Raw genomic sequence first — 11,411 nt, forward strand, 5'->3', positions numbered from 1 at the left:
CCCTCAAGGAAAAACCTTGAGGGCTTTAAAGCTTATTGTAAACTGTATTTGTGAAGATTTAACGTCTCAACGTACCATTTAGAGCCGATTTTATTAAAAGTAATACTCACATGGTTACCATAATCATTCGATTTGTACTTGCCACTTGTGAAAGTAGAAGTCGGTGAACCGAAGTATTTCTTCACTTTAGATAACTCATTCTTTTTGCTATTGAGCTTAGTGATAGTAAAGCTTTCAATCGGTAACTTTCTAGAAGACACCCTTTCACCCTTCGCCATCGTAGTAACGAGAAGGCTATAATCTTTACCATAGAAGTAACTACCATTCGTGTAACCATAACTACGCATTACAGATGAACATATAAGATTAGCCCATGTTTTAATCATCGTTGGATAAGTTGAGTTAACTTTAAGGTATAATATTTGTACGTAGTAGACTTCATCGCTTTGGCGTTAGAATAACTATATATATTAGGGAATGAACTGTATTTGTTCATTAATAAGTAAGAAGTAACGTGTGTACCATATGCAATAATCATTTATTCCAAATTTCTAGAGCAATTTTTGCAAGGTTTTCTTGTCGTTTTTTTATGTCGTTAATTGACCATGTTTGATGATTGATTAAATCATTTGTTATTTTAATTTGTGAGTTCGCATATATTTCTTTTTTGAACTCGAATGTTTTATTTGTAGCATTTCTATTGTATTCATCACCAAGTAATGTTAAGTTTCCTAATTTTTGAAGATATTCTTCGTGTTCATCAGTAGATATCTCCCAACCTTTGGATAAACTTTTTGGCATAATATGTTCAATATGAACCTTACTATTATCATTAATAATTCTAGTTTCACTATTATAGTAGTTATTTACAGCTCTAAGGATATATCGAATCACAGCAGTTTTCTTAACTGAAAACTGGCTAAAAGAATATTGAAATTCTTCATCTGAAATAGTTTCTTTTTTTATTTCAAGTATAATTTCATCAACAGATTTTAATCTCTCTTTATGTTCGTCATCATTGATTTCATAGGCAATTTTAGAGAAAGATTTTTCATATTTGTTTGCTACTTTTCCGGCAACAACAAAGTTTCTTACAACTAAACATTCTATTGCTTTTAATACTTTTAATATATCCTCCTCATCATAGTCTGAAGCAACTAACGATAATATTATAGGAAAATATGATTTAGCATTTAATACATTCATTTCTTGAATTTTCTCGTTTAATTGATTATTGGTGAAATATATATTTTCTTTTGGATTATTTAAAGCTACATAAACCTCTGATAATATAGATAGTTCTTTAACAAGAGCATTTGCTATTTCAGGAGATGTTACCTTTTTACGTAAAGACTTATATAAGTCTTTTTCTCTAATAAATTTATTTTGAGAATTCCAGTAATGACGTATAAATTTTGTAGGTTCAATTTTACCAATTGTTTCTATCATATTATTCCATTCAGATTGAATTTCATCTATTTTATTCCCAGCTATTCTGAATACATGATTTTTAAGTAAGTCAGAAGTTTCTAAATCCTTACCTCGTGCATTTAGAGTTTCAAATATAATAAATGCTTCATTAATATCATCAGTTTCGACATACATTACAAGCATTTTTCTAATTAATGATTCATATAATCTTTTTAGAGATATGAATTTAGTATTAACATCAGAAATACCATCAATATATTCAAAGATTTTACGTTTAAAGTAGTCACTTGCAAAAATTATTCGTTGTTCTGATTTTGATAGGTGTTTTTGATTAAGTATTTTCTTCTCACTTGATTGTATGTAATTTCTAAATACTTCAAAGTCATTTTTACCTAAATGTAATCTTAACTCATTTGTATTATTTGAATATCTACCGATATATTTCGATGTGATATCTTCGACTGCATATTGTGCATCTTGATTGTTAAAGGATTTAAATGTGGTCCTAAATGCATCTAATAAGATAATTACAGTTGATGTACGTTGTTGACCATCGATGATATATTTTCTTTTATCTTCTCTATTAGAATGAATGACTATTTGTCCTAAGAAATGCGAATCTAATTCATGATCATTATGCATTTGTGTTAAATCTTCCCAAAAATCATCTAGTTGACTTTCTTCCCAAGAATAACCTCTTTGATATTCTGGAATATAAAAAATATCTTCTTGTAGATATGATTCTACTTTTCTAAATGTAGCATTCTTTATCCCCATACCTAAACCACTCCTTATTATATGTATATTACAAAATTACCATAGTAAGTTATTTAGATCAATTTAACAAAAAGTTGTGTAATCATAAATCCTTATTAATTCATAAGTATAAATATATGTAATAATATTGATCTTTTAGAAATTTAAAAGTAAATTATTTATATACGTATAGAATAATTTATTTCAAAATAAGGGTGATTATATGGGGAATCATTTTCAATTCGCATCATTAGATTATTTAGAGGTAGCTACGTTCGATAATTCATTAGAACATTTTCATAGAAATGGAATTAAAGGAACAATTAAAGAAAATTTACAAAATGCATTGGATGCAAGATTAAAGGAGAATGAACCAGTTAAAGTAATTATTAGGATGCACGAAGTAGATAAATCAATTTTGCCAGGGATTGATGAAATATTTGAACATATTAATTCATTAGAGGGACACAATAATTATACGATAGAAACAATAAATTATATGAAATCAAAAATAGATAATAAGACGGTACCAATATTATCATTTGAAGACAGTAATTCGAAGGGATTAACTGGTGCAAAAAATGGACAATCAAATAGTAAACAAGATACATATGGAATTTATGCATATAATAAGGGCGTTCATTTTGTTGAGGATGATTCGTCAAAAGAAGTTAAACGAGGAGGATCTCATGGAATAGGTAAAATTGCAAATAATGCAGCTTCCGATATTCATTTAATGTATTTTGCAAATTGTGATAATGAGAACAATCAACATTTAGGTGGGACAATACAGCTAATTGAGCATAAGCTAAATAATAAAAATTATAGGTCTACAGGATACTATTCAGATGTAAGCAGTAAAACAGGAAAACTAATACCTTTTGAAAATAAAGTGAATCATACAGCTTTCGAAAAAAAATCTAGAGGATTAAAAATAATAATACCTTATGTGAGAAAGGAGTTTTTCAAATTTAATGAAATAATTACTTCTGTATGTGATAATTTCTTTTTAGCTATTATAGAGAATAATTTAATTGTAGAAGTATATGATATAGATGATGAAAAGACCATAATTAGTTCTGAATCAATATATGATTTGGTAAATGATAAGAGATTTTATAAAACTGAATATAGTGATATGAAAAAGATTTTTACACCATTATATGTTGATACACTTAGAAATAGTTTACCAATCAACTTTGAAGTTTCTAATAATACTGATACATACAAATTTAAATTATATTTTGTATATAATCCTGAAATAATAGTAGGAAGAGTAGCAATTTTTAGAACAATTGGAATGAAAATTGAAGACTTTGGTGTTCAAAACAATAAAAGAAAACCTTTTAATGCAGTTTTAGTTGGTGGTATTAAAGAAGATCAATATTTGAAATCATTAGAAAATGAATCACATACACAATTATCTTATGAAGACATACGAGATGAATATGAAAAGAAGAATGCGAAAAAATTCATGATAAATTTGCACAAGGAATTATCAAAAATAATAGAAGAAAATTTTAATAAAAATAATCCTACTGACGGTAAATTAGATACTGATGATTTAATATATGAAACTGAGGTGAGTTTTAAAAATATTCTTGAAAACAACACTGAAAAAGTTACTATCAGAGGTGGGAAAACTGTATTAAAAAGTAATGTGAAAGAAAAAAGAGATAAAAAAGGTGGATCCTCTAATAAATCTACGGGAGAAAATAAAAAAGAAAGAAAGCCACGTAAAGTAAAAAATGATAATAATTTAGCTACGGAACAGTATATTACACCTACAGATGCAGTTTCTAGAATAAATATAGAACAAGATGAAATAATTTCTATAGATTTAAAAAAAATTGGATTACAGGAATCAGAAATAAAAAGGTGGAATACGTGTAACCTTATTTTTAAAATAGTTGATGGAAACGGAGATGTGGTTAAAGATCAATTAGACTTTTTAAAATATGTTGTTAGAATAAGTGATTTAGTAACAAATAATACATACAATTATGACAAAAATAAAGTTAAAAATATTAAAATGTTGGATCACCAAATAAAAATTAGACTTACATTAAAAAATACTACTTTAAGTAGACTTAAGTTTACATATGAAGTGGAGGTCAAGAAATGATTTATGATAAAGACGCGGCTTTTTCATATCCGATATTAAATAATCATTCGAACAGTTATAAAGAAAGTTCTTTTATATTAGATGTTGATTTACTAGATGACAATAAAAATTTCATTTTTAATATAAATTATGATATTCACAATGAATTTATTAAAAAACTGATTAATAAAGATAAAGCTGCATTAATTTTTATAGTTCAATCGAAAGATAATTACTTCACAAAATTAAATAAGGATCAAAAAACAATCATTATACCTAAGAATAGAATATCGATGTCAAACTCTACAATAATACAATTACATATTCAGTCGCTAGCACCGATTGAATTTTTTAATTGTTATGAACTTGAACCATTTTATGATTATTATAAGGATAGGCTAAAAATAAATAAACATATGTTACTAGGATATTCTAATATAGTTAGATATCAAGGTTCAGAAAATAAACCATTAACAATCTTTGAAACATTGATTGATAAAAATCAAGAATCAGCATTTAAAGTAGAGTTAAGTTCAGAAACTGTAATTTTGAAGTTTAACGATGAAAAATTGTTAATGAGATCTGCTATTCAAAATAAAAACATTATGAATATGTATCTATATTACGGACTTTATCGCGCTATAGAAAAATTTATAGAAGCAAATAACTCAGACGAAGAGTACATAGATGTTTATTCAATAAATACTAATCAAAATAATGTACTTAATCAAAAAATATTAAATTTGATTTTAAATAAAGGGATTCAAGAAATAAATCCTGATGATATTGATGGCTTAATATCAAAAATATCTAATAAGCTAATAGAAAAATTTGTGAATAGTATTGAAGGGATGGCTTATCATGGAGATTAGGCTACTTAATAAGGGCTACAAGAATAATTCGGAGTTATATAATGACTTTATTAGTGGGAATATAGACTATAATAAAGAGTATTTTTCAGAAGAAAGTATTTATATTAACGATATAGAAGATTTTCCAATATACATAGCTAAAGGAACTGATAAAGACAAATTAGCTGATTTTAATGAAGCAATACTTGTATTAAAAAAATTTGTTAACGAAACGGAAAGAGATGTCCATTGGAATGAAACATTTTGGCATTCTTTATTAATTTCTAAAAAACGTAAATATATTATTGATAAATATCCTAGTATCAATAATTCGATAAAAGAGTTTAATAAAATAGTAATAAAAAATTTTGATTGGGAAAATTACATTTATAAATGTGTGCTTGCAGCTGAATATATAAATGATGCTAATTTTAATGATGTTGAAACAGATAAACACTACATTAGATTAATCTATGATAATCTAGATCTATACAATTATATTATTAAATATACTATATTTCGAAATTCTGAATTTATTATAAAGTTATTAACTGTAATTGATGAAGAGAATTTATCTACAAGATTAAAAGCTAAAATCAAGAATAGAGATGATTTAGGAGATGATGAAAGGTATGGGCGAAGAGTAATATATGAATTAAATAAAAATTACCCTGTTATCATGTCTCCATTTCTTGAAAAAGAAGAACTAAAGAATGAAATTTATAAAGCCTTAGCTTTATATGATTAAATGATAAAAATAAACTAAGAAATTAAGATATATATACTTAATTTCTTAGTTTATTTGATTGGGTTAAAAAAAACTAGTACACTTCTAAATCTTCAGCAATATAACTAGACACAGATTTAGATTCGTAGTTTTGAACTAAATTATTTACTTTATTAGCGATAAAGTTGTTAAGTTCCTTATCCACACAATAAATATAACAGCCTTTTTGTCCGCGAGTCATAAGTGTTCTATAAGTATTTCTGATTATTTCATCAGCGATTTTTTCATAATGTTTTTTGTTTTCTTTAATGCCTTTTCTAATACCCTTTAAAGATTGATCGGTTTTTGCGCGTTTCGTATAATCAGTAATAATTTTGCCGTTTTGCATTCTTAAATCGTTACCAATAATAACACCTACATAATCGAATTCTAAACCTTGTGAAGTATGAACACACCCAACTTCATGAACTGAATTTGTTCCTATCGCCCAAGGTTCTTTACTATTTAAGTTCCAACTCATAGCGAAATTAAACTCTGGGATTTCTATATCTTTAACATCGGTTTTATCTTTCCCATCTTTTTTCCATTCCCAGCAATAACCCGCCATCAATCTTGCTTTATTGTTACGTTTGTTTAAAAGTTGAATGGATTCATATAATTTTTGAGGGTTATCAAAAACCTTTATTTTGTAGTCAAAACCTTCAAAGCCATCTTTATTAGCCGTTTCTCTTATGCCTAACAAGTCATCAAGCCACGCTAAATAACCGTCAGAACCATTACACCTAAATTGCGATTGTAGTTCCATTTCAGTTACTTTACTTTCGAGTGAATCTGTATATTTTTTTATTTCTTCTATAGATCCTACATCTTTTAAAGTTACTTTTTGATGTTCATCGATAAAGAACAATGAAAATTTAGAAGAATGAATTATCTCTTTGATTTGATTTTCCCCTTGGTTAGAATATAAACCGGATTTTGCATTTAAACGATGAGATTCATCTACTATTAATGCATCGAATTCTTTTTCAGGTGTGTTAATATAACTTCCACTACTCTTAAATAAATTATCTATGTGGTTTTTTCTAAAATCTTTTTTTAACTTAATAGAGTATACATTACGTGGTGCTGAATTCTTAGTAACGTATTGAGCAACCATAGATCGTCTGGTTAATTCTACTAATAAATTAATGGCAAGGACAGATTTCCCAGTCCCAGGGCCACCTTTTACAATAAGAGTTTGACGCGTATTTGTTCTTAAAGCTTTTTCTGCTAATTGAAGTGCTGTCTCATATATCACCTTTTGTTCATCTATCATAATAAATTCTTCGTTACCATGTAACATACTAAGAAGAGTATCCTGAAGAGATTTTGAAGGTCTAATTTTTCCGTTTTCAATTTTATAAATACCTTCTTTATTATCACCATATTTAATATATTTTTTAATAAATTCTCGAAGCTTAGCGGATTGTCCTTTAGTAAATATAGGTGCTTTTTCGACATAGAATGAATAACTTTTATCTAAAAGAGGATCTCCAAGTTCGGTATTTGAAATATAATTATGTAAATAGGCAGAAGGAATGATATTAATGTTTTCGTTTTGTACAGTTTGATTATAGTCTTCTATTAAAGAAGCGTATGACCATGCTTGATAAGAAGGGTGGGTTGTTTCAGCAATACCATGTTGGAACCTTGTTTTAACAATGCCTTCTTTTTCAACTTTTTCTACTGTGTTCCATTGTTTTAACTCTATAACGACAACATTAGAATGTGTCTCGTCTTTACCACTAATTAAGAAGTCAACACGTCTAGATGTATAAGGGATCTTAAATTCAATAGCAACTCCAGAATCGTCAGGAATATCTTCATCTTGCATGACACGATACATATATTGCATGGAATTATCCCATGATCGTACTTCTCGTTCATTGATATTACCTATTTTAGCTTTGTAATTATTAATGATATTATTGACTAGTGTTTCTTCATATACATCATTGATAAATTCCTTTTTTGTAGCTTCATAAATAATCATATAGTTTCCTCCTAAGTCACTTATTAATTATTATATAATAGAAAAAAAGGATGTGGTAAAAATGAATCAAGAAATAATAGATTTAGTTAATGAATTTAGAGAAGAGCGAAATTGGAATCAATTTCATAATCCTAAAGATCTTTCATTATCTTTGAACCTTGAAGCGGCAGAATTACTTGAAAATTTCCAATGGTTATCAAGTGAAGAAGCTGTAATAAAAAATAGACAAAATATTGCTGAAGAATTAGCTGATATATTTATTTACGGTATTCAGTTAGCAGAAGAAATGGATTTTAATATTGAAGAAATAATAAAAATGAAAATGAAATTAAATGCTGAAAAGTATCCTATTAATAATCATTAAATATTAGATGTCAATAGCGGTTTAAAAATGCAGTTAGATAAAATACCCAAAATTCTAAATATTCACTAAGTCATAATATAAGAGGAAATATAATATGAATTTTTCGATATCAGCAGATAAACCTTTAGATGAAATAGAGAAAGATTTATTTAATAGAAAAGTTTTTTCAAATAGAATTGCCGACATGTTAAAAAAAAGAAATGAAAAAGATTGTTTAATTATTGGACTTTATGGGAGATGGGGCTATGGTAAAACTACTATTCTAAATTTTATTGAAAAAAATTTAGAAAATGAAGAGAGTATAATCATATATAAATTTAATCCATGGCGATACCCAGATGAAGAAATCTTAATCCGAAATTTTTTTATAGATTTAGGAGAGCATCTAGATTTTTCAATAATTAATAAAAGAGAAAAAATTGGATCATTAATTGAAAATAGTATAAAACCTTTATCAAAAATGTTTAATGCTGAGAAATATGTTTCGGGACTACAAGTATTTTTTAAAGCTTCTAATTTGGAAGTATTAAAAATTAATCTTCAAAAATATCTTAAACTAAGTAGAAAAAAGATATTAATAGTAATTGATGATATAGATAGATTAGATAAAAATGAAATATTATCGTTATTTCGTTTAATAAAGTTAGTATCTGATTTTGAAAATATTCATTTTTTATTAGCTATGGATAAAAATATTGTGTCTTCAGTTTTAAATCAAAATTATATGAGTGATGAAATATATGGAAATAACTTTTTAGAGAAGATTGTTAATCTTCCAATTGAAATACCAGAAATTAGAGAAGAACAACTTTTACAATTTTGTTACACTGAATTAAATAAAATTATCCAGGTTGAATCTTTGGGTTTAACGGATAATGAAATGCATGAATTTACATATAATTTTTCTAGATATTTGATGCATTTTATTGATTCTCCTCGTCAAGTATTGAGATATATTAATAATATTAAATTTGTAGCATCATTCATTAAAGGTGAAGTGCATTATTCAGATTTCTTTTTAATTGAAGGGGTGAAAGTATTTGTACCACAACTTTATGATATATATATATCAAATAAAATTCTCTTCTATAACTCAAATTACTTTAACTCAATGGATTTGGAAAACAAAAATTCTCAATTCGAAGCTATCGTAACTCAAAAAATGAATCATTTAAAAGATTTTGAAATAACAAAGTTAAAAAAATTAACTTATTATTTATTTCCTAATTTAAAAAATGATAACAATAATATATTGAGTAATAATAGAATTAATAAAAGAGTTAGTAATCCTGATTATTTCGAAAAATACTTTAGCTATTCTTTATTGGATACTGAAATAAGTGATAATAATATAGATCAATTTTTTGATTTACTAAGTAGAAATAATGATGATATTGTATTGGGTATTTATATAAAGGAAATAATAACACCTAGAAATAAATTATCGTTTGCCACAAAATTACGAAAATCAATAGATTTATTAGATGAAACTAATGTGCCAAGATTATTAAATTTTTTAGAAAAGAATATAATGGATTTAGAGTATAAAAATACTGCTTTTTTAGAAAGAAATGATTTTACTGAATTTGCAATGTTATCTTCAGATTTATTTTTAAAGATTAATGATAGTAACAAACGATATGAATTAGCAAAAGAATTTATATCTGATGGCCAAAATTTAGAATTTATTGCTGAAAGTTTTTATTGGTTTAGAAAAGAAACTGCTCAATACCCAGAAAAAAATGCGTTTACAAATTCAGAAGTAAAGGAATTAGGTGGAACATTAGCTGGTCGAATTAAAAACGATTTAATCCCGTTGCCGATTGACGAACTTTTCAATTTGAAATATTTATCAATATATTTTAGGTTTTGGTCTTTGTATGGTGAAAAAGAGGAGTTTAGAAGTTTTATTAACAATATATTAAACCATAATTCTATCTATGTTTTTGATTTGATTACTTTGTACTTACCTCGTATTGTAGGTTATGAAGAGAGATTAACTGATTTGGATATAGAACATTATAATTTAATAAATGAAAGATTTGATGCAGATAAAATATTAGAAGCTTTAATTCAAGAATTAGGAACGGGTGATACAGAAATCGAAGAATATCCAAAACTAAAAGATGATTGGTATAATAAAAATATTGTAGGTTATCAATATTTATGGTTCCACAATAAAAACAAATAAGGATATTATGATAATTCATAAAAATAGTTTAGTGAGGTGCCTATCTTGAAAAAATCCCTAATCATCGGCTCTACAGTTTGTGATATTATGATTTATGTTGATAAGTTACCAACCACGGCAGGGGATGTTCATGTTAAGGAACAGTTAATGAGTGTCGGTGGTTGTGCGTATAATGTGGCGAATGTTCTGCATCGTTTGGATTTACTACATACTTTTATTTCACCTGTTGGTACAGGAATTTATGGTGAATTTGTAAAGTCTGAGTTATTGAAACAGGGAATGACGCCTGAAATAATGGTTGAAGAGGCAAATGGCTGTTGTTACTGCTTTGTAGAACAATCTGGCGAGCGTACGTTTATATCGCATCATGGGGTAGAATATACATTCAATCCGGATTGGTTAAATCATTTAAACATTGATGATTTTGATTATATTTATATTTGTGGTCTGGAGATCGAAGAACGTGATGGTCCATTGATTATTAATACATTGAATAATGTTAATGGTACAGTTATATTTTGTCCGGGACCTCGAGGGACTTTGATTGATAGTAAGAGATTAGAAGCGGTATATGGTCTAAATCCGATAATTCATTGCAACGAAGAAGAAATTAAGGCTTTAACAAATGAACAGGATTTAGAAACAGCGGTTATAAAGATGCATAAAAGAACGAATAACATCGTTATAACGACGCTTGGTGATAAAGGTGCTTGTTTCTATGATGGTGCGTTTCACTATATTGAAGGTGTAAAGGCTAAAGTCGTTGATACGGTTGGTGCAGGAGATAGTCATATCGGTGGTGTGATAGCAGCATTAACTATCGACTATGATTTATCAGATGCGATTCGTTTCGGGAATCATGTATCAAGTAAGATTGTTAGCCGTAATGGCGTGAATTTAAATGAGACTGATGTTAATGAACTACGCAAACTATTGAAAGACAGTTTAATGTAGA

General features: G+C 27.1%; 9 protein-coding genes. 6 read left to right on the plus strand and 3 right to left on the minus strand.

Annotated elements, in window-relative coordinates; all coding sequences use genetic code 11:
* Nucleotides 1-32: 32 nt before the first annotated feature.
* Entirely contained in the window at nt 33-386 is a 354-nt protein-coding gene (locus OCL94_RS11860; protein ID WP_262997132.1) for a hypothetical protein, read from the minus strand.
* A 148-nt stretch (nt 387-534) separates the two neighbouring features.
* Nucleotides 535-2,208: a DUF262 domain-containing protein gene (locus OCL94_RS11865; protein WP_262997133.1), complete on the minus strand. Its 1,674-nt coding sequence runs from the start codon at nt 2,206-2,208 to the stop codon at nt 535-537.
* A gap of 202 nt (nt 2,209-2,410) precedes the next feature.
* Here OCL94_RS11865 and OCL94_RS11870 point away from each other — a divergent pair, with 202 nt between their 5' ends.
* Genes OCL94_RS11870 through OCL94_RS11880 form a run of 3 tightly spaced genes read left to right on the plus strand, consistent with a single transcriptional unit; the run spans nt 2,411 to nt 5,890 of the window.
* Complete coding sequence (locus OCL94_RS11870) at nt 2,411-4,312, plus strand: hypothetical protein (protein ID WP_262997134.1); 1,902 nt, start codon at nt 2,411-2,413, stop codon at nt 4,310-4,312.
* The gene (locus tag OCL94_RS11875) at nt 4,309-5,163 is read left to right on the plus strand and encodes a hypothetical protein (RefSeq protein ID WP_262997135.1); all 855 of its coding nucleotides are present in this window, start codon (nt 4,309-4,311) and stop codon (nt 5,161-5,163) included. Before OCL94_RS11870 ends, OCL94_RS11875 begins: the two co-directional genes overlap by 4 nt.
* Complete coding sequence (locus tag OCL94_RS11880; RefSeq protein WP_262997136.1) at nt 5,153-5,890, plus strand: hypothetical protein; 738 nt, start codon at nt 5,153-5,155, stop codon at nt 5,888-5,890. The genes OCL94_RS11875 and OCL94_RS11880 overlap by 11 nt, the downstream gene beginning before the upstream one ends.
* Nucleotides 5,891-5,963: 73 nt before the next feature.
* Here OCL94_RS11880 and OCL94_RS11885 read toward each other — a convergent pair whose 3' ends face one another.
* Nucleotides 5,964-7,901: a DUF2075 domain-containing protein gene (locus tag OCL94_RS11885; RefSeq protein WP_262997137.1), complete on the minus strand. Its 1,938-nt coding sequence runs from the start codon at nt 7,899-7,901 to the stop codon at nt 5,964-5,966.
* A gap of 61 nt (nt 7,902-7,962) precedes the next feature.
* On the opposite strand from OCL94_RS11885, the gene OCL94_RS11890 reads away from it, so the two are divergent.
* The 3 genes from OCL94_RS11890 (at nt 7,963) to OCL94_RS11900 (ending at nt 11,410) form a co-directional block, all read left to right on the plus strand.
* Complete coding sequence (locus tag OCL94_RS11890; protein WP_262997138.1) at nt 7,963-8,265, plus strand: nucleotide pyrophosphohydrolase; 303 nt, start codon at nt 7,963-7,965, stop codon at nt 8,263-8,265.
* A 94-nt stretch (nt 8,266-8,359) separates the two neighbouring features.
* Nucleotides 8,360-10,456: a KAP family P-loop NTPase fold protein gene (locus OCL94_RS11895; protein WP_262997139.1), complete on the plus strand. Its 2,097-nt coding sequence runs from the start codon at nt 8,360-8,362 to the stop codon at nt 10,454-10,456.
* Between the two features lie 45 nt (nt 10,457-10,501).
* The gene (locus OCL94_RS11900) at nt 10,502-11,410 is read left to right on the plus strand and encodes a carbohydrate kinase family protein (protein WP_262997140.1); all 909 of its coding nucleotides are present in this window, start codon (nt 10,502-10,504) and stop codon (nt 11,408-11,410) included.
* Nucleotide 11,411 lies beyond the last annotated feature (1 nt).

The organism is Macrococcus capreoli (assembly GCF_025628935.1).
In the GTDB taxonomy this organism is placed as follows: Bacteria; Bacillota; Bacilli; order Staphylococcales; family Staphylococcaceae; genus Macrococcoides; species Macrococcoides capreoli.

Excerpts from the sequence above, each read along its gene's own strand:
- OCL94_RS11875 (WP_262997135.1), top strand. The coding sequence starts at position 4,309 with ATGATTTATGATAAAGACGCGGCTTTTTCATATCCGATATTAAATAAT.
- OCL94_RS11880 (WP_262997136.1), top strand. The coding sequence starts at position 5,153 with ATGGAGATTAGGCTACTTAATAAGGGCTACAAGAATAATTCGGAGTTA.
- OCL94_RS11895 (WP_262997139.1), top strand. The coding sequence starts at position 8,360 with ATGAATTTTTCGATATCAGCAGATAAACCTTTAGATGAAATAGAGAAA.
- OCL94_RS11865 (WP_262997133.1), bottom strand. The coding sequence starts at position 2,208 with ATGGGGATAAAGAATGCTACATTTAGAAAAGTAGAATCATATCTACAA.
- OCL94_RS11860 (WP_262997132.1), bottom strand. The coding sequence starts at position 386 with ATGATTAAAACATGGGCTAATCTTATATGTTCATCTGTAATGCGTAGT.
- OCL94_RS11885 (WP_262997137.1), bottom strand. The coding sequence starts at position 7,901 with ATGATTATTTATGAAGCTACAAAAAAGGAATTTATCAATGATGTATAT.
- OCL94_RS11870 (WP_262997134.1), top strand. The coding sequence starts at position 2,411 with ATGGGGAATCATTTTCAATTCGCATCATTAGATTATTTAGAGGTAGCT.
- OCL94_RS11890 (WP_262997138.1), top strand. The coding sequence starts at position 7,963 with ATGAATCAAGAAATAATAGATTTAGTTAATGAATTTAGAGAAGAGCGA.